The organism is Pseudoalteromonas sp. SG41-2, assembly GCF_014164535.1.
Lineage (GTDB): Bacteria > Pseudomonadota > Gammaproteobacteria > Enterobacterales > Alteromonadaceae > Pseudoalteromonas > Pseudoalteromonas rhizosphaerae.
Genome location: NZ_JACJFK010000008.1, coordinates 109,270 through 128,569, shown reverse-complemented (window position 1 = coordinate 128,569; position 19,300 = coordinate 109,270). Strand labels below are relative to the sequence as shown.

Below are 19,300 nucleotides of genomic sequence, written 5' to 3'. Positions count from 1 at the left end.
GAGTAAATTGAGATGAACTTACTTAAAAAATCATTTAAATCATTTAAAACTACGGTACTTGCGGCATCGTTAGTACTAAGCAGTCCGTTTGCTATGGCTGACATTCACTTTTTAGTACCGGGCGGTCCTGGTGGCGGCTGGGATACCACAGCACGCGGTGTGGGTGAAGGTTTAGTGAAAGCGGGTATTGAAGATAATGCGTCTTTTCAAAATATGTCGGGCGGCGGCGGTGGCCGTGCAATCGCTTATCTGATTGAGTCTGGTACTAAAAAAGGCGATATCTTAATGGTTAACTCAACACCTATCGTGTTGCGGGCACTAACCGGTAAAATTCCTTACAGCTACCGTGATTTAACTCCCGTTGCCAGTATGATTGCCGACTACGGTGCATTTGTAGTACGTAACGATTCGCCATTTAAAACCTGGCAGGATGTGATCGCAGCAATGAAAGAAGATTCAGGCTCTGTAAAAGTAGCTGGTGGCTCTGCACGTGGCAGCATGGATCACTTAGTTGCAGCGCAAGCAGTTAAAGCGGCAGGCCTTGACGGACGTCGTTTGCGTTATATCCCTTATGACGCGGGTGGTAAAGCCAAAGCAGGGTTGTTATCTGGCGAGGTTAACTTACTTTCTACCGGACTTAGCGAAGCGTTAGAAGTCGCTAATGGCGGTCAAGCGCGCATTCTAGCTGTGACCTCTGGTGAGGCACTACCAGATTATCCACAAATTCCAACCTTAAAATCACTTGGTTATGATATGGAGTTTGTTAATTGGCGTGGTTTCTTCGCGGCACCTAATTTACCGGCTGATAAACTTGCAGAATACACCGAGAAGTTACGTAAATTACAAACCACTCCAGAGTGGGAAGTAGTCCGTGCACGTAACGGTTGGTTAAACCTATTCCAAGAAAAAGATCAATTTATAAAGTCACTTGAACAGCAAGAAGCACAGCTTAAAGTTGTTATGGAAGAACTCGGCTTTATTCGTACGTCACGTTAATCGAGGCTTTTATGTTGAATCGCGAACTACTAGGGCCAAGTTTATTCTTGGCGCTATTTACCCTCTACGCCATTGTTGCATGGCAAATTCCGTTACTCCCATTTGAAGAGTATGAAACGGTTACTTCTGCCACCTTACCTAAAGTATATGCGGCATTTGGTATTATCGTTTGTCTGCTTTCTATCGGGGCTACTTTACTTAAACCAACTGCAGCCGTTGATGAAGATAATGCGCTCGAAAAGTCACATGTATTGCGAACAATCGGGTTGCTTATATTGATGGTGATATATAGCGCAGCGCTTGAGCCTATTGGCTTTTTAATCTCAACCAGTGCGTTTTTATTAGTTGGCTTTTTTGTTATGGGTGAGCGCCGCAAGGCTATTCTCTTATTGGCCTCTATCCCTGTTGCTGTAGTGTTTTGGTTTTTAATGACCCAAGTGCTCGGTATTTATTTGGTTCCTGGCAACCTGTGGAGTTAAGTTATGTTTGATGGAATTATGCTGGGCTTGTCGACCGTACTAGACTGGAACAATTTATTGTATGTCATAGTGGGTTGTTTTGTTGGTACCTTTATCGGCATGCTTCCGGGGCTTGGGCCAATTACTGCTATTGCGTTAATGATCCCAATTACTTATAGCATAGGTGCCGATTCAGGGATGATTCTGATGGCGGGGGTGTATTACGGTGCAATTTTTGGCGGTTCAACATCATCTATTTTAATTAATGCCCCAGGGGTGGCGGGTACAGTTGCGTCCTCCTTTGATGGCTATCCGCTGGCTAAACAAGGTCATGCTGGCAAAGCATTGGCGATAGCCGCTTACTCCTCCTTTATCGGCGGAACCATAGGCGCAATTTTATTGATGGTTGCAGCCCCCTTGTTGGCAAAAGTATCGCTGAGTTTTCAATCTCCAGATTACGTTGTACTGATGTTTTTAGGTTTAACAGCGATCGCGGCGTTTTCTAATAAAGGGCAATTTTTAAAAGCCATGATGATGACAGTATTTGGCTTAATGCTCGCGACTGTGGGGATTGATCCATCATCTGGTACTGAGCGTTTTACGTTAGGCCAAGCTGACTTACTTGATGGCATTAGCTTTTTATTAGTGGCAATGGCTACTTTTGCACTGGCTGAGGCGCTTATTAATGTAGTGCGTCCAGAGAAAAAAGAAACTAAAAGTATTAATGATTCAGACACACCGCAAATCGGTTCAACTAAATTGACCAAAGAAGAGATCAAAGACATTGCGCCAGTTATTGGCCGCTCGTCTATACTTGGTTTTATTGTTGGCGTATTGCCGGGTGCAGGTGCCACTATCGCTAGCTTTATGGCGTATGCGACGGAACGTAACTTAGCGCCTAAAGGCTTAAAAGAAAAGTTTGGTAAAGGTTCATTACGAGGCTTGGCAGCACCGGAGTCAGCGAACAATGCTGCGTGTACCGGTTCATTTGTACCATTACTTACATTAGGTATTCCAGGCTCGGGTACGACTGCCATTATGTTAGGTGCCTTAATTGCTTACGGTATTCAGCCAGGTCCAATGCTGATGCAAGAAAACCCAAGTGTATTTTGGGCGGTTATCGTTAGCATGTACTTTGGTAACATCGTATTGCTGATTTTAAATCTTCCTTTGATACCATATTTTGCAAAAGTATTAGCGATGCCAAAATCAGTATTAACGATAATGATTTTGTTCTTCAGCTTAATTGGCGTGTATTTAGTTTCCTTTAATACCTTTGATTTATTTATGATGGTTGGCTTTGCTGTGGTGGCGTTGGTATTACGATTACTGGCTTTCCCAATGGCACCATTACTATTAGGCTTTATTTTAGGCGACATGATTGAGCGTAACTTCCGTCGTTCAATGATGATCTCGGATGGTTCATTAAGCTTCTTATGGGAACGCCCACTAACATTGAGCATTTTTATTATCTCAATATTAGTGTTGTTATTTCCATTAAAAGACTTTATAACCCAACGCCGGGCAGATAAAGCGGCGCTTAAAGTGAAGCAAGAGCATGCATAATTGAGGTAAAAAATGAGCTACACCAAGACGCAAAATCCGCTGCAAAACATAGTTAAAAAGCCTAAGCGTTTAGAAACGCGGTTAATAATTTGGGTTACAGGGCTGTGTGTATTACAAGCGGTGTTATTTGGCGGTTTGGTGTATCGAATTACCGCACAAAGTTTGCATGATCACATTGGTGACAAAGCACTCGCTGTGGCGACGAGTATTGCATCAAGCGATGATGTCGTTAAAGCTTTAAAGAACCCTAGTAACTTGGTGGCAATCAACCAAGAAATAGAAAATCTGCGCCAGCTAACTGGCGCAGATTTTATTGTTATTGGTGATAAAAATGCGCATCGAATCGTCCATCCAGATAGCAATAAACTCGGTAAAAAAATGGTTGGCGGTGATAGCCAAGACGCGTTACACGGCGAGCGTTATATTTCAGTGGCGCAGGGCAGCTTAGGTGAATCTATTCGCGGTAAAGTGCCGGTATACGATGAGCAACAAAATATTATTGGTTTGGTCTCGGTCGGTTTTTTAGTGCAATCGGTTGAGCCGTTGATCCGTGAGCGGATTGTTGAAATTATGATTTGGGGTTTGTTGTTAGTTGCTTTGAGTATTATTGCCGCTATCTTTATTGGTCAGCGAGTAAGAAATGCCATCTTTGGTTTGCAACCAGATGAAATAGCGAGGTTGTTTTCAGAGCAGGACGCTATTTTAAATACCATGCGTAGCGGTGTTGTTGCACTTGATCCCGACGGACGAGTACGCAAACTGACTCAGCGTGCTTGCGAAATTTTAGATAAACCAGTCGCCTGTATTAATCAGTCATTAACTCTGAAAGATTTACTGCCAGAGCATGCTGAGTTTTTATTACGAAATCAGCGTCGTAAAATGGTTGGCTTTGAGTTGTTTGCTGCGGATAAACGTTTGGTGTTGTCGCGTTTTTCATTGCAAGTGCAAGGGCAGGCGGATGGTATTTTACTCACTCTGCGCCCAGCTGATGAGCTTGAATACTTGAGCCAGCAACTTACTAAAGTACAAGCATTTGCCGAGTTGTTAAGGGTGCAAACCCATGATTATTCGAATAAGCTAAATCTAATTGGGGCGCTTATTCAAATGGGTAAAAATGAGCAAGCAATCGAATTGATCGGCCAAGAAAGCCAAGGTTCACAAGCACAGATCCACCATTTATTAGAACGTATTCAAGATCCTGTGTTAGCCGGTTTGCTGGTGGGTAAATACCATAAAGCCCGCGAGTTAAACGTAGTATTGGAATTAAACCCAGAAAGTTTACTTGGTGCCATCGCACGTACTGAAATGTTAGAGCGAGTAGTATCAATCTTGGGCAACTTAATTGATAACGCCATTGATGCGGCGATCAGAGCCAGTAAAGATCGAGAACCTCATGTACGAGTCACGGTTGATGAAACGAGTAAGACATTATTGTTTGATGTCGAAGACAGTGGTTTTGGCTTGGGTAACGACCATGAAGTGATATTTACCCCACAATACAGTTCAAAAGCAGGGGCAGAGCATGGCATTGGTTTATATTTAGTGAAAACTAATTTAGATTCGTGTGGTGGTAGTTTAGAAATTGGTGAGTCAGATTTAAAAGGCGCGCGATTAAGCGTCTATATTCCTAAATAACCATAAGGTAATTTAGGCTAATAAGCAGTGGCCAAGCAAACAACAATAAAAGTAAATGGGCTAACATTGCAACGCTAAAATGAGTAATAAAAATGACATATTCAGTAGTTATCATCGAAGATGAGCTCGAAGTTGCACAACTTCTTGCTCAATACCTGCTTTTACCGAATGGGGTTGCGGGGAACCAAACTGCGCGACAAAGCTTGCGTCAAGGTCAGTATCAGGTAGTTGGTATTGCAGCAAACTTAAGTACTGCTACCGCGCTATTACAGGCGATAGAGCCCGATTTGATCTTACTTGATATCCATCTACCAGATGGCAATGGCCTTGAGTTATTAACCGACTTGCGTCGGCGCTCAATTAAAAGCGAAGTGATGCTACTGACTGCCGCCAAAGAAGTCGAAACTCTTGAAAAGGCAATGCAGTTAGGGGCCTGTGATTTTTTGGTTAAACCTTTGATGCTTAATCGACTTGATCAGGCGTTAGCGCGATTTGAGTCACGCCAGCAGTGTTTGTCTGATGCTAACGAGGTGACCCAATCTATGGTCGACACTTTATTTGGCTCAAGCGAACAAAGTAAAGCACCGGTTAGACTGCCGAAAGGGGTTGATCAGCTTACTTTAAAAAAGATTATTGATGCATTTAAAGAGCACAAAAAAACGCCTTTTACAGCACAGCAAATGGGCGATCTTGTAGGAGTAAGTCGCTCAACTGCACGCCGTTACTTAGAATATTTACTAGAGGCAGAGCAAGTCAGTGCCGACCAAAGCTATGGCAGCATAGGTCGGCCAGAGCGCTGTTATAAAATGGCTTAGTTATCTGGCAAAGCGCTTAAGTCTACCTCAGGCGCTTGACCAAGTGGGCGTTCAAATTCACTGTGTAATTTAGTTGGGCCTGTAAAAAAGCCAGTGTTGCGTAAGTAAAAACCTGCGTTTTCAGTGCCTCCTTGATAATCCATTCTCGATTGCTTGGCAGCCGTTGCATCATAAGTAAATTGTGCTTTATCAAGCGAGTGCCATTGGCCTTGAGTATCTCTGAGCCACTGATTACTGTATAACGCTTTGCGCTCGAATTGCCCTGCATCAGGGATGAAGTTTTCTAAGAAGCTGTGTGGCCTTGCCACATATGTATCTGTACTAGGGCGTCTAAATGAAGCAATGAACAGCCACTTTGCGGCGATAGGGTCATAAAAATATGCGCTGTAGTCGGTATGATTAGCAAGGTTTTCAGTCGGATTTACTTTCAATAAAAAGCGGTAGGTTTGTTCTGCTTGCCAAGGGAATACTAAATAGCTTTGCCCGCCAGAACCTTCATTACCAAACTTACCGGTATACACATCATGTCCTTTAGCTAATTGCTGAATACGCATTTCCACAGGAATAGCAGCTGGATCATCGGTCTGAAAAGGACTCCATACTGAAAATAATACTCGGCGTTCAGTGTCAGAGTTTACTTGCATACCAAAGTAACCCTCAGCAAAACCATTGGCCATAAAATACGAGCCTTGATGATCATACCCTTGTGGTACGCTCAGCTCTGAATAGAACCATTGATAGTTTTTAGTCGTGTCAGGTATGGGATAGTTTAAATGCACGGAAGGCCCGCGACGACCCCAATAAATATCATCTTTTACATATAAAGGCGCCGCCGACTCTTTATCTAGCGTGACAATAAGACCTTGAATATCAGCAAAGGTGTCAGCTGTTTTAGCGATACCGGTAAGTTGCAACTGTTGGTATCCGATTTGATCTGGCAGAAACTCGCCAAGATCGATATCTTGAAATTGCTGATTAGTGAGCATAATTAACTGACTCTGTTGATTAAAGTCGACTTTAAGCTGGCTGCGATCGCCTGCAACTTTTACGCGCAACTTTAAATTAAAAGCCGCTTTTGTTGGCAGGTAAAAGTAGTGATTAACTGGTATTGCAGAGTCTTGCCAGTGCGTGATCCCCACATCACTAATCAGTTTTTTATTTGCTGCGATACTATGGCTAGTAGCACTATTGCCATAACTGGGAATAAAGTAATCCGTGGTTTGGTTTGCCACTGCAAATGGCGAAAATGAAGTCCATAATAATGAACCAATAAATAGTAAAACTCTCATAGTGAGCTCCATAAAAAGCGCCGACAAACGGCGCTAATATAAGAGGGTATACCCAAGCCTCCTCAAGATGTGAATTTTGCATCTTGAGGTGGTTTGGGTATAAGCTTAAAATGATGCTGAAAAGCCAAGGCTAATCGAGCGACCATAGCGCGCTAAGCGACGAATTTGTTCTTCTGTTTTTACGTATGACCACTGTCTTTCATTGGTTAAGTTGGTTACGCTTAAATCAACTCGCACTTTCTCAGTGATATTGTAACTGGCACTGAAATCGTATTGGCCGTAGTCTGCCGCCCACTCTGGTCCGCCCCATGCATCAGGATAGACTAAGTAGTCGTCGCGCCAGTTATAAGCAATACGAGTTTGATAATCACCTTTTTCATAATAAATAACCGCGTTATACGAGTGCTCAGACATCCCCACAAATGGCAGATCATTTAGCTCTTCGTCGTCATAGCTGCTGTCTGTGAAAGTATAGTTTATTTGTACACCCAGGCCATCGAATGGTGCTGGAAGTATTTCGTCAAAAGACTGCTGATAAGCTGTTTCAAAGCCTAAAATTGTTGCGCCTTTTTCCGATGTAGGTGAGATTTTTGTAAAAACTGGGCCTTCTACAGCCACTCCATCTTTAAAATAATTACCCACTTGCGCAGTGCCTACTCGGCCGCGGGCAATCACTGATTCGATGTCTTTATAGTAGGCTGCAAAGGTTAGTGCACCATAGTCAGAGAAATACCATTCAATCGTCGTATCTATTTGATTGGCTCTTAGTGGCTTAATACCCGGGTTTGAGGCATGGTATTCGGCATTATTAAAATCTAAGTAGCTATAAGGCGATAGATAATCTAAGTTTGGCCGTGTGATTACTTTAGCCGCACTAAAACGATAGAGTAAGTCATCACGTAGATGCAATTTAAAGTTTAAGCTCGGTAGTACGTCGGTGTAGCTTTCTTCAGTGGTGGAGCGGGTGTAATAATCTTCAATTTCACCCTCAACGCGATAGCTTAATGCGCCATCTTTTTCGGTTATATTGTAACGAACATTATCAACATCAAAGATGTAACCATCTGATGTGACATCGGTTTGTATTACACGGACGCCCATGTTTAGTGCAAAAGGCAGTTTAGCAATATCGCCTTGTAGATTTGCTTCAACAAAAGCCGCTAAGGTCTGCTCAGTAAGGGCGAATGAATCCTTTGGGCTGTTCTTTGCGACAATTTTATCTTGCGCCGCTTGTGGATTAATTGATTCATAAAAAGCATACAGTTTGTCGTAATTAAAGCTTGCCCATGGATCCGGATGTTTACCAGGCTCACCATCTAAGAAGTTATCAAAGTTAGCTGGCACGAGTACATCTGCTGGTAAACGAAATAGGTTTAAGCCGCCTAGCTCTTCAACACTTGAGTCGTCAAAACTGTCGTATTCTGAGTTTTTAAAATAAGCGCCACCATTACTGAACATTGATGCATTTTTTGATTTATAAACACTGCGTTCTTTGGTTTGTTTGCCGTAATGAACGCCAAATTGAATATCTTTCACTAGTTCAAAAGAGGGAATATAGGTTGCTGCTAAGCGCACCTCTTCTATTTGGTCTTTCACATCGGTGCCTGAATTGTAGCTGTAATGCGCACCAAAAGGTTGTTCTGCACTCAGTGCTGGGGTCATGGTCACATCTGGCAGCATATTACTACCGGTTTGGTCGATAGTGATACCATCAACAAAACCACGTGCAACAATAAAACGATTGTTACCATTGCTGACATTTTTAGCTTGTGACTGTGAAATATCTAAATCAACCGTTAAGCTCTCTGTCGCATACCAAACCGTATTAAAACCCCATTGCCAAGTATCTGTATTACGTGGCACAGACACATTTAACAGCTCAGCCATTGCGCCATCAACTAGTTCTACATAATTAGCATTACCATCTTCATTGAACTTTACTTCACCGATAGCGGGGATCCCCGGTGTCCAAGATTCATCATAGGTTACAAATGAAATTTGATATTGCTCACCATTGGTTTCGTATTGTGAGTACATGCTGTCAAAGTTAACATCTATACTATCTGACGGGCGCCATTGCAGCGCTAAGCTTGCACCCAGTCGCTCACGCGTATCCTGCCAATTTGAATAACGTACATAGCCTGGAATAATCGATGGGTATGATTGCTCATTATCTTCAAGCTTGCCGTTGCCGTTACTATCGATTGGGATACGTACATCAACATTCTCGTCTGGATCATAAAAACCTTCACCTTCATAAGAGTCTTCACGCTGTGTACGTTCAGAATATACCGCTGTAAACAGCGCTCCAAAGGTATTATCAAAAAAGGTATCACTAATTAAAAACGAAGCTTGTGGATTGGTGTCGCCAGTACGTTCTTCATAAATGCCTTTGGCACTGCCTGATAAAGTGAAACCATCTAAATCCAAAGGTTTGCGGGTTTTGATATTGATAACTGAGCCAATGCCGCCTTCTTGTGTTTTACTTTGTGGGGATTTGTATACTTCGAGGGATTGGACTATTTCGGGGGCGATTAAATCAAAATTAAAGTTACGGCTAGAATGCTCTGATGCCATGCGTCGGCCATTAACGGTGGTAACGTTGTAGTCACCACCTAAACCTCGCACGGTAACATTTTGGCCCTCGCCGCCGTTACGCGTAATTGCAATCCCCGTCATCCGTTGCAATGCCTCGGCAATGTTTTGGTCGGGAAACTTACCGATATCTTCAGCAACGATAGCATCCATAACCCCCACAGCTTGTTGTTTTAAATACAGGGATTCTTTAATACTCGAGCGAACACCTCTAACTTCAATTACTTCGACTTCTTTTTCTTTTTTTTTGTCTTCATCAGCTGCCAGCGAGGTGCCACTGAAGATGGCGCTCATAGACAAAAACAGTGTGGACAGTTTTAGTTGTGCTTTCATAATAGTTACCTGTATTTTACTTGTTGATGGTTGTTTTTTTATTGAGTTATTGCCACGCGTGTTGAGTGTATTTTTCTCCAACACGCGTGAGGTTAATTACGAAATAATGCCAAGTGGTTTTGCTTGCTGCCAAAGACCACGGGTGAAATCTGGGAAGTCTTTGCTGTTACTTCTATCGGCTACAGAATCAACAGATAGCGGGAAAACAGCTGACCATGCGGCTGCGTCATACACATCTTGATCAAGTGGTTCGCCATTGCGTAGGCAAAAAATAATCCGCCAAAACATCAAGAAGTCCATGCCACCATGGCCGCCGTTGCGTTCAGCCTCAGCGCCCATTTTTTGCCAGAGCGGATGATCGTATTTGTTATACCAATCAGCCATGTCGTAATCCCACTCGTGATAGCTTTTACTGCCACCTTGCTCAAGTGCGATCCTATTTGGAAAGCCAGCAAACACACCGTTAGTGCCTTGAATTAAGTTATGACGAGAATAAGGGCGAGGGGTGGTGGTATCGTGTTGCACCATAATGCTGCGACCTTTAACCGTTTTAATAATGCTGGTATTCATATCACCCGCAATATAGTTAAGTTTGTTGCGGCTATGATCTGCGGGGAATTCTTTTTTAGCGTAGGCTGCACGGCCTAATGATGGCGAGCTCATCGAGCTTATATAGTCAAAACGATCGCCACGATTGATATTCATGTATTGTGAAACAGGGCCTAAGCCATGAGTTGGGTATAAATTACCATTAACCGCTGCATGCCATGGTGTACGCCAAGAACCTGTTTTATGGTCAATTTCTTTCATTTGCCAGCGTAGCTCATGGATATATGCTGCTTCACCATGCAACAATTCACCAAAAACGCCTTGGCGAACCATATTAAGAACCATTAATTCGTCGCGTCCGTAGCAAACATTTTCCAACATCATGCAGTTTTTCTGAGTTCGCTCAGAGGTGTTTACTAGTTGCCATGCCTCTTCTACAGTCACTGCTGCTGGTACTTCAACAAAAGCATGCTTGCCGCTTTCCATGGTATCGACAGCCATCGGCGTATGCCACTGCCATGGTGTTGAAATAATAACAATATCAATATCTTGTCTCTCTAGCATACGGCGGTAATCGTGATCGTTTTTGCCATAGGTGTCTGGTTTTTTAAAACCTTTATCAACAACAATCTTCACGGCCCTGTCTACAACGGCCTGATGGGTATCACAAATTGCTTTAATTTCAACGCCATCGAGATGACAAAAATGCTTAACAGCACCAACACCACGTTCACCCACGCCAATAAAACCAACCCTTACTACGTCCATTTTTGGCACAGTTAAGCCAAGGGTTGAACGTCCTTGTTGTGCGGTTCTTAATATTGATTTGGAATTGGTGGTAGAAGCACAACCCAAAGCCGCGCTGGTTGCTGCAATTGCGGCCATTGATTGTAAAAATCGTCTACGGTTGAGATCGCCCATAACATTGCCCTTATTGTTTATTATTTGTAAATTTGTTTTCGCAGGCTTTTATTTGTACACACAACAAAATGCCAATGCAAGATAAAAATCTTTCGTTTGCTTTCATTTTTAAGGGTGTTGTTTTTATTTTTTATTTTAAAGTCTTTATTTACAGTGGCTTAATTGCGTTTTTTAATGTTTAAAGATAAATGTAAAAAAATTGAATTGAAAGTAAACGAAAGCTGCGTACAATGAATGAAAGTTAACAATGAAAGAGAGCGGACATGCTTAACACTATCGAAAGGCGTCATGAGATTGTGCAATTGGTCTACAAACAAGAGCGGGTGCAGGTTCCTGAGTTGGCTCAGTTGTTTGGTGTTTCAACGGTAACTATCCGTAACGACTTAAATGAGTTGGATGAAAAAGGATTGTTGGTACGGTCCCGTGGTGGTGCAGTTGCCAGTAATCGCTTAACTCAAGAATTATCATTAAAAGAAAAACACGATGCAAATCGCGGTATTAAAGAGCGCTTAGGTAAATTTGCGGCGAGTCTAATTAAGGATGGTGAATCGATTATTTTAGACTCAGGGACAACAACTGAAGAAGTCGCTAAAAATCTAACCAGCCACCACGGCGTAGTTGTGATGACCAATGGCTTAAATGTGGCGCACTCACTACTTAATGCGCCATCGGTTGAAGTGTTAATGACTGGTGGCACGCTACGTAAAAAATCACTGTCATTTTATGGCCGCCAAGCTGAACAGCACTTACAACAATATCACTTTGATAAGTTAATTTTGGGTGTTGATGGCTTTGAAAAAGATATTGGTATTACAACGCACTTTGAGCTTGAAGCTCTGCTAAATCGGGTGATGTGTGAAGTATCGCGAGAGATCATAGTAGTAACAGATTCTAGTAAATTTAATCGTAAAGGCGTGCATAAAATTATTGCCGCCAGTGAAATAAACGTACTGGTTACAGACAGTGGAATTCCAGCAGAGATAAAAACCGCGCTCGAAGATGCAGGTGTGCGGTTACATATTCTCGATCTTTAACTTTCATAACTAAACAAAGATTATCTAACGAAGAGGCTTGCAATGACGATATTACAGCAATTAATCGCAGCGAATAAACGCGGCGAAAAACAGGGTATTTATGCCGTTTGTTCCGCTCATCCATTGGTGCTAGAAGCTGCCATATTGCAAGCCAAACAAGATAATAGTTATTTATTAATCGAAGCAACCGCTAATCAGGTCAATCAGTTTGGTGGTTATACGGGTATGTTACCTGCTGATTTTATGGCATTTATTGAGCAGCTTGCGACAAAGCAAGAGTTTGCAATTGATAAGCTGCTCCTTGGCGGTGACCATTTAGGCCCTGTGTGTTGGTGTGATGAAAGCGCTGAATCGGCGATGCAAAAAGCTGAGCAGTTGATCGCCAGTTATGTTGGTGCAGGATTCAAAAAAATTCACTTAGACACCAGTATGCGCTGCGCCGATGATGAATTAATTTTAGCAGATGAAACAGTTGCAACACGTGCGGCGCAGTTGTGTGCAGTGGCTGAACAAACAGCATTAGATACCTTTGGCCGCAGTGACTTAGTTTATGTTATTGGTACTGAGGTGCCGCCGCCCGGTGGTGCCGATGAGCAAATAGATACGCTTGCAGTCACAGAAACTGACCATGTTGCTAGTACATTGGCATTGCATAACGATGCATTTTTACAGCAGGGGTTATCATCGGCATGGCAGCGAGTGGTTGGCTTGGTTGTACAGCCAGGTGTGGAATTCGATAACACGCAAGTATTTGATTATGATAGCGCTAAAGCGCAACAGTTAAAGCAATATATAAAGGCCGTTGATGGCATTGCCTTTGAAGCACATTCAACTGATTATCAAACGCCCATCGCGTATCAACAATTAGTAAATGATCATTTTGCGATTTTAAAAGTGGGCCCAGAGCTTACCTTTGCTTTGCGTGAGGCATTATTTGCATTAAGCCATATTGAAGATGCGCTAATAGACACTGAGCAATGTTCACATATACGCACTGTTATTGATGCTGATATGCAGCAGTTTCCGAAAAATTGGCAGCGTTTTTATCAAGTTGATAAATCAGTGCAGCAACTTTATCGTCGCTTTAGTTTTAGTGACCGAATCCGTTATTACTGGGGACAACAAGGCAATCAAGCTGCCGTTGATAAGCTATTTAGTAATTTACAAAAACAACCGATACCACTGCCGTTACTAAGCCAATATATGCCATTGCAGTATCTTGCAGTGCGAAATAACACCCTGCAAAACAGCCCTAAATCTTTGGTACTTCATCACATAATGCAAGTAACCAGTCGCTACGCAGATGCGTGTTTTAAACAACAATAGACGTAAGTGAGGTAGTAATGTCTAGTTATTTAGCAATTGATGAAACCCTTTTAGAAGCTAAAAATAGTTTATGGACTGCAAAAGAAATTATGCAGCAGCCCGATTGTTGGCGAGCAACGCTCAGTATTGTAAAAGCTGCACGAGCGCAGCTAGATAGTTGGCTTGCGGGCGTATTAGATAAGCCAAATGCGCAAATAATTTTTACCGGTGCCGGTACCTCAGCTTATGTTGGTGAGGCGGTTGTTGGTTACTTGAATCAACAATTGGATATTGCTTGTCGAAGTGTTAGTAGCACAGAGCTTGTTGCCTGCCCAGAGCAGTATTTACAGCCAAATAAGTCAACTTTATTAGTGTCATTTGCACGCTCTGGCAATAGTCCTGAAAGTGTTGCCGCTGTTGATGTAGTGAATAACTATGTAAAACACTGCGCGCATCTATTTATTACTTGTAACCCCGATGGAGCACTGCATAAACAAGTAGCGCAAGATGAAAACTATTTCTCGTTATTGATGCCTACGCAAACACTTGATCACAGCTTCGCTATGACCAGTAGTTTTACCTCAATGTTGGTGGCAAGTGTGGCAATATTTAGTGATGCAGATAACGCTGTTTTAACTATTGCAGAAGCGGTTGAAAAAAATATTGCTGGTAAATTAGCTGAACTAAAAACATTGGCTGAACTGCCTATGCATCGCTTAGTGTATTTAGGCGCAGGATCCTTAAAAGGCTATGCGCAAGAATCAGCATTAAAATTATTAGAATTAAGTGCGGGTCAAGTTATGGGGTATTTTGAATCCCCGCTTGGTTTTCGTCACGGCCCAAAATCATTGGTTGATGATAAAACTTTAATTGTTTTATTTGGCTCAACTAATACCTATACCAAGCAGTACGATATTGATTTGTTGAATGAGTTACGTCGCGATAATAAAGCTATTGATGTTCACGCCTTGACGCTGCCAGATGACGCGGTGATGCAGCAATTAGACGATGTATTTAATGGCTTATATTATATGGTCTGCGCGCAAATAATGTCGTTCTATAAAGCGTGGCAATTAGGCATTACAGTAGATAACCCATGCCCAACTGGTGAAGTAAACAGAGTGGTGCAAGGGGTGACGATTTACCCGCTAAAACAAGGTGATATTAATGACTAAGCAGTATATTTATGGCATTGATATTGGCGGTAGTAAAATTGAACTTGCTGTATTTGACGCTTCATTAAAGCAACTTGAATCATGGCGCATTGCGACTCCGCAAAATAGTTATCAAGACTTTCTAAATGCGTTAGTTGGTATGATTTTAAGTGCTGATCATAAATATCAATGTCACGGTGCGGTCGGTATTGGTATGCCTGGCATTGTTAATGCAAACCAACAAGTACTGTCGGCTAACGTGCCTCATGCGACCGGTAAAAATGCCGCGCAAGATTTAGCTCAGTTAATAAATCGCCCGGTTGCGATCGAAAACGATTGCCGCTGTTTTGCACTCTCAGAAGCGCGCAGCAGCGTTGGTTTGCAACATACCCGAGTGTTCGGTGCAATTCTTGGTACTGGTGCGGGTGGTGGGCTGTGTATTGATGGTCAATTGTATAAAAGCGCCCAGGGAATTGCAGGTGAATACGGTCATTACGCACTTTCTGCAGTGTTACAGCAGAAGTACCAGTTACCTATTTTAAAATGTGGCTGTGGTTTAACAGGGTGCATTGAAAGTTATATTGCAGGCCCTGGCTTGGCGAGAATTTACCAGCACTTTTCTGGCGAAGTATTAACTACTTTTGAAATTGTTGAAGGGTTGAGAAAAGGCGACGTATTTTGCCAACAAAGCTTTGCCTGTTATTTGGATTTAATTGGCAGTACTTTTGCGGCAATTATTATGGCCTATGACCCTGAAGTGATTGTAGTTGGTGGCGGTATGTCTTTAGTTGATGAACTAATGAGCAAGCTTGAAGAGGCAATCGTACCGTATGTATTTGCTGATATTCGGGTGCCAAAAATAGTGCTTGCTGAATTTGGCGATGCCAGTGGCGCTCGCGGTGCCGCTATTTTGGCCAAAGAACAAGTGGGAGCGCTGGCATGATTGGATCAGTGTTTTACGTCAAAGCTGATGTAATTTATTGTCAAGAACGAGTACTTAAAAATCACTTCATGTTAGTTGAAAATGGCATTATTAGTCACTTTACGCAAAACCCTACGGCAGGTGTGCCTATTGATGATTATGGTAATGCTGCAATTATTCCAGGCTTAATTGATTTACACATTCATGGTCGCGAAGGTTGTGATGTGATTGATTGTAAAATGAGTAGTATTGAAACGATTTCATGCTCACTTGCAGAGCATGGAGTGACAGGCTTTTTAGCAACGACTGTGACCACCGATTGGCAACAAACACTTAATGCTATGAGTGTAATTGGTCAGGCATACACGCAGCAACCTAGCGGGGCACAGGTGCTAGGTGGCTATAGTGAGGGCCTGTTTTTCAGTGAAGTTCATAAAGGCGCGCACAATCAAGATTACTTTTTAGAGCTATCGCAGTCGCATCTAGAAGCGATGATTAATGCAGCCATGGGTAGCTTAAAAGTGGTTGCGTTGGCGCCAGAAAAGCCAGGCGCAAATGCATTAATTGAATACCTGACAGCGCAAGGAATTAGGGTAATGCTTGGTCACTGTGATGCCAATTATGAACAAACTCAAAGCGCACTTGAGCATGGCGCATGCGGTGGGGTGCATGTTTTTAATGGGATGCGTGGCATTCATCATCGTGATCCAGGTTGTGCCGGCGCGGTATTGATGAATGATGACGCATTTGTTGAAGTGATTGCAGATGGTGTACATCTTCATCCTACAATTTTAAAGCTGATCTATAAGCTAAAAGGTCCACAAAAAATCGCTTTGATCAGTGATTGTATCAATGCCGGTGGACTAAATGATGGTGAGTATAAATTGGGTAAAATGGATGTTGTTGTGCAACAAGGTGTGGCGAGAACTGCCTCCGGCTCGTTAGCTGGCAGCACTTTAACGCTTGAGCAAGCAGTTAAAAATATGCATCAATTAGGCAGTGTAGAGCTACGTGAGGCGATAAATATGGCCAGCATTGTGCCCGCGCAATTTCTTAATATTGCCAGCCAAGTTGGTTCTTTAGCGGAAGGTAAGCATGCGAATTTTGCTATTTTAAACAGCGATTTTAGTATTCAGGCGACTTATGTGAAGGGTCAGCGGTGCTTTTTTAAAAGTGCATAAAATGGCTAAAGCGCTCGGCTTTAGTGTGGCTATGCGCTTCAAAACCCATAGAAAGTAAAATATTATAAAATTGATTGCATTTTAAGCGACATGTATGGTGATGTTCGCTATAAGTAATGCTATACTCCCGCCGAATAATTTTTCGACTTTATTAAGAGTAAAATAATGGCAGATTTATCGAAGTACAGAAACATTGGTATTTTCGCGCACGTTGATGCGGGTAAAACCACGACTACTGAGCGTATCCTAAAGCTTACTGGTCAAATCCATAAAACTGGTGAGGTTCATGATGGTGAATCAACAACTGACTTCATGGAACAAGAAGCTGAGCGCGGTATTACTATCCAGTCTGCGGCTGTAAGCTGTTTCTGGAAAGATCACCGTTTTAACGTTATCGATACTCCTGGACACGTTGACTTCACAGTTGAAGTATACCGTTCATTAAAAGTACTTGATGGCGGCATCGGTGTATTCTGTGGTTCTGGTGGTGTTGAGCCACAATCAGAAACTAACTGGCGTTATGCTAACGAATCAGAAGTTGCACGTGTTATTTTCGTAAATAAATTAGACCGTATGGGTGCTGATTTTTACCGTGTAACAGAGCAAGTACGTAAAGTACTTGGCGCAAACCCACTAATCATGACGTTACCAATCGGTATCGAAGATGAGTTTTGTGGTGTTGTTGATGTTTTAACTAAAAAAGCATACATCTGGGACGAAACTGGTCTTCCAGAGAACTACACGATCGAAGACGTTCCAGCAGACATGGTAGACAAAGTTGATGAATACCATGAAATGCTAATCGAAACTGCTGTAGAGCAAGACGATGACCTAATGGAAGCATACATGGAAGGTGAAGTACCTTCTTTAGAAGATATCAAGCGTTGTATCCGTAAAGGTACTCGTGACCTTGCTTTCTTCCCTACATACTGTGGTTCTGCTTTCAAGAACAAAGGTATGCAATTAGTACTTGACGCTGTTGTTGACTACTTACCATCTCCTACAGAAGTTGATCCTCAACCGCTTATGGATGAAGAAGGTAACGAAAACGGCGAGTTTGCAGTTGTATCTGTAGATGAACCATTCAAAGCGTTAGCGTTTAAGATCATGGATGACCGTTTTGGTGCATTAACTTTCGTACGTATTTACTCAGGTAAACTTAATAAGGGTGACACTATCCTTAACGCGTTTACTGGTAAAACTGAGCGTGTTGGCCGTATGGTTGAGATGCAAGCAGACGACCGTAACGAATTAACTAGCGCACAAGCTGGTGACATCATTGCAATCGTAGGTATGAAAAACGTGCAAACTGGTCACACTCTTTGTGATCCTAAGCACCCAGTAACACTTGAGCCAATGGTATTCCCAACTCCAGTAATCTCGATTGCTGTACAGCCTAAAGATAAAGGCGGTAATGAGAAAATGGGTGTTGCTATCGGTAAAATGGTTGCAGAAGATCCATCTTTCCAAGTTGAGACTGATGAAGATTCAGGCGAAACTATCCTTAAAGGTATGGGTGAGCTTCACTTAGATATCAAAGTTGATATCCTTAAGCGTACTTACGGCGTAGACCTTATCGTTGGTCAACCACAGGTTGCTTACCGTGAAACTATCACTCGTGAAATCGAAGATAGCTACACGCATAAGAAACAATCTGGTGGTTCTGGTCAGTTCGGTAAAATCGACTACCGTATCAAGCCAGGCGAAGTTGCTTCAGGCTTCACGTTTAAATCATCAGTTGTTGGTGGTAACGTACCTAAAGAATTCTGGCCTGCAGTTGAGAAAGGCTTCAAGTCAATGATGAGCGAAGGTGTGCTAGCTGGCTTCCCAGTGCTTGACGTTGAAGTTGAACTTTTCGACGGTGGCTTCCATGCCGTGGATTCATCTGCAATCGCATTCGAAATCGCTGCTAAAGGCGCTTTCCGTCAATCGATCCCTAAAGCGGGCGCACAACTTCTTGAGCCAATCATGAAAGTTGACGTGTTCACGCCAGAAGATCACGTTGGTGATGTAATCGGTGACCTTAACCGTCGTCGTGGTATGATGAAAGACCAAGAAGCTGGTTTAACAGGCGTTCGTATTAAAGCTGACGTTCCGTTATCAGAAATGTTCGGTTACATCGGTTCATTACGTACAATGACATCAGGTCGTGGTCAGTTCTCTATGGAGTTCTCACACTATGCACCATGTCCACAAAACGTAGCTGAAACTGTAATCGCTGCAGAAAAAGAGAAAAAAGCTGCTAAGTAATTAGCCTTTAAACTCTTAAAAAAACCCGCACCTGTTGCGGGTTTTTTATTGCCAGAAATATTATCCCTCCAACAATCGAATACTTTTTTGTTGTCATGCTAGTAATGAGTAGTTAGCACTCTTTAGTAGTAATAGAAAAAGAATCAACTATTTATTACTGCAGTTTAAACGTCATTCCACTCATAAGTTGTAGTTTAAAAGCTGGCTGTTTTACTAATTAAACTAGTTATTTATAACTAGGTAAAAAGTAGTGCAATTACTTGAATCTTAGTTACGAATACAGGTAGAATACCCGCT

At 42.5% G+C, this 19,300-nt stretch carries 14 protein-coding genes; 11 read left to right on the top strand and 3 right to left on the bottom strand.

From position 1 onward, the window contains the following. Positions 1 to 12 precede the first annotated feature (12 nt). The 5 genes from H5186_RS08455 (at position 13) to H5186_RS08435 (ending at position 5,470) form a co-directional block, all read left to right on the top strand. A complete protein-coding gene (locus H5186_RS08455; protein ID WP_145240099.1) occupies positions 13 to 996 on the top strand; it encodes a tripartite tricarboxylate transporter substrate binding protein in 984 nt (327 codons plus the stop codon). 11 nt (positions 997 to 1,007) lie between these two features. After that, positions 1,008 to 1,475: a tripartite tricarboxylate transporter TctB family protein gene (locus H5186_RS08450; RefSeq protein ID WP_145240097.1), complete on the top strand. Its 468-nt coding sequence runs from the start codon at positions 1,008 to 1,010 to the stop codon at positions 1,473 to 1,475. A 3-nt stretch (positions 1,476 to 1,478) separates the two neighbouring features. Next, entirely contained in the window at positions 1,479 to 3,020 is a 1,542-nt protein-coding gene (locus H5186_RS08445; RefSeq protein WP_145240095.1) for a tripartite tricarboxylate transporter permease, read from the top strand. Positions 3,021 to 3,032: 12 nt separating this feature from the next. Then, a complete protein-coding gene (locus H5186_RS08440) occupies positions 3,033 to 4,655 on the top strand; it encodes a sensor histidine kinase (protein WP_182717509.1) in 1,623 nt (540 codons plus the stop codon). A gap of 92 nt (positions 4,656 to 4,747) precedes the next feature. Beyond that, entirely contained in the window at positions 4,748 to 5,470 is a 723-nt protein-coding gene (locus H5186_RS08435) for a response regulator (protein ID WP_149982231.1), read from the top strand. Here H5186_RS08435 and H5186_RS08430 read toward each other — a convergent pair. The 3 genes from H5186_RS08430 to H5186_RS08420 all read right to left on the bottom strand — a co-directional run bounded on the left by H5186_RS08430 (position 5,467) and on the right by H5186_RS08420 (position 11,157). Continuing rightward, complete coding sequence (locus H5186_RS08430; RefSeq protein WP_182794336.1) at positions 5,467 to 6,759, bottom strand: DUF3472 domain-containing protein; 1,293 nt, start codon at positions 6,757 to 6,759, stop codon at positions 5,467 to 5,469. The two genes, H5186_RS08435 and H5186_RS08430, sit on opposite strands and share 4 nt — an antisense overlap. Positions 6,760 to 6,864: 105 nt before the next feature. Next, a complete protein-coding gene (locus H5186_RS08425; RefSeq protein ID WP_182794335.1) occupies positions 6,865 to 9,687 on the bottom strand; it encodes a TonB-dependent receptor in 2,823 nt (940 codons plus the stop codon). A gap of 96 nt (positions 9,688 to 9,783) precedes the next feature. Beyond that, positions 9,784 to 11,157 (bottom strand): Gfo/Idh/MocA family protein, encoded by a 1,374-nt coding sequence (locus H5186_RS08420; protein ID WP_149982229.1) that lies wholly within the window; start codon positions 11,155 to 11,157, stop codon positions 9,784 to 9,786. Positions 11,158 to 11,420: 263 nt separating this feature from the next. Here H5186_RS08420 and agaR point away from each other — a divergent pair, with 263 nt between their 5' ends. From agaR to fusA, 6 genes are all read left to right on the top strand, one after another. Beyond that, the gene (agaR, locus tag H5186_RS08415; protein WP_145240083.1) at positions 11,421 to 12,191 is read left to right on the top strand and encodes a transcriptional repressor AgaR; all 771 of its coding nucleotides are present in this window, start codon (positions 11,421 to 11,423) and stop codon (positions 12,189 to 12,191) included. Between the two features lie 42 nt (positions 12,192 to 12,233). Further along, the gene (locus H5186_RS08410; RefSeq protein ID WP_182794334.1) at positions 12,234 to 13,517 is read left to right on the top strand and encodes a D-tagatose-bisphosphate aldolase, class II, non-catalytic subunit; all 1,284 of its coding nucleotides are present in this window, start codon (positions 12,234 to 12,236) and stop codon (positions 13,515 to 13,517) included. A 17-nt stretch (positions 13,518 to 13,534) separates the two neighbouring features. After that, positions 13,535 to 14,671 (top strand): SIS domain-containing protein, encoded by a 1,137-nt coding sequence (locus tag H5186_RS08405; protein ID WP_145240078.1) that lies wholly within the window; start codon positions 13,535 to 13,537, stop codon positions 14,669 to 14,671. After that, positions 14,664 to 15,593, top strand: coding sequence for an ROK family protein (locus H5186_RS08400; protein ID WP_145240076.1), 930 nt, complete (start codon positions 14,664 to 14,666; stop codon positions 15,591 to 15,593). The genes H5186_RS08405 and H5186_RS08400 overlap by 8 nt, the downstream gene beginning before the upstream one ends. Beyond that, entirely contained in the window at positions 15,590 to 16,753 is a 1,164-nt protein-coding gene (nagA, locus tag H5186_RS08395) for an N-acetylglucosamine-6-phosphate deacetylase (protein WP_182717505.1), read from the top strand. Before H5186_RS08400 ends, nagA begins: the two co-directional genes overlap by 4 nt. A gap of 165 nt (positions 16,754 to 16,918) precedes the next feature. Then, entirely contained in the window at positions 16,919 to 19,003 is a 2,085-nt protein-coding gene (gene fusA / locus H5186_RS08390; RefSeq protein ID WP_182717504.1) for an elongation factor G, read from the top strand. The last annotated feature ends 297 nt before the right edge of the window (positions 19,004 to 19,300 follow it).

Coding starts and splice junctions, on each gene's coding strand:
- fusA (WP_182717504.1), top strand. CDS start 16,919: ATGGCAGATTTATCGAAGTACAGAAACATTGGTATTTTCGCGCACGTT.
- nagA (WP_182717505.1), top strand. CDS start 15,590: ATGATTGGATCAGTGTTTTACGTCAAAGCTGATGTAATTTATTGTCAA.
- H5186_RS08440 (WP_182717509.1), top strand. CDS start 3,033: ATGAGCTACACCAAGACGCAAAATCCGCTGCAAAACATAGTTAAAAAG.
- H5186_RS08405 (WP_145240078.1), top strand. CDS start 13,535: ATGTCTAGTTATTTAGCAATTGATGAAACCCTTTTAGAAGCTAAAAAT.
- H5186_RS08420 (WP_149982229.1), bottom strand. CDS start 11,157: ATGGGCGATCTCAACCGTAGACGATTTTTACAATCAATGGCCGCAATT.
- H5186_RS08455 (WP_145240099.1), top strand. CDS start 13: ATGAACTTACTTAAAAAATCATTTAAATCATTTAAAACTACGGTACTT.
- H5186_RS08410 (WP_182794334.1), top strand. CDS start 12,234: ATGACGATATTACAGCAATTAATCGCAGCGAATAAACGCGGCGAAAAA.
- H5186_RS08435 (WP_149982231.1), top strand. CDS start 4,748: ATGACATATTCAGTAGTTATCATCGAAGATGAGCTCGAAGTTGCACAA.
- H5186_RS08445 (WP_145240095.1), top strand. CDS start 1,479: ATGTTTGATGGAATTATGCTGGGCTTGTCGACCGTACTAGACTGGAAC.
- agaR (WP_145240083.1), top strand. CDS start 11,421: ATGCTTAACACTATCGAAAGGCGTCATGAGATTGTGCAATTGGTCTAC.
- H5186_RS08425 (WP_182794335.1), bottom strand. CDS start 9,687: ATGAAAGCACAACTAAAACTGTCCACACTGTTTTTGTCTATGAGCGCC.
- H5186_RS08430 (WP_182794336.1), bottom strand. CDS start 6,759: ATGAGAGTTTTACTATTTATTGGTTCATTATTATGGACTTCATTTTCG.
- H5186_RS08450 (WP_145240097.1), top strand. CDS start 1,008: ATGTTGAATCGCGAACTACTAGGGCCAAGTTTATTCTTGGCGCTATTT.
- H5186_RS08400 (WP_145240076.1), top strand. CDS start 14,664: ATGACTAAGCAGTATATTTATGGCATTGATATTGGCGGTAGTAAAATT.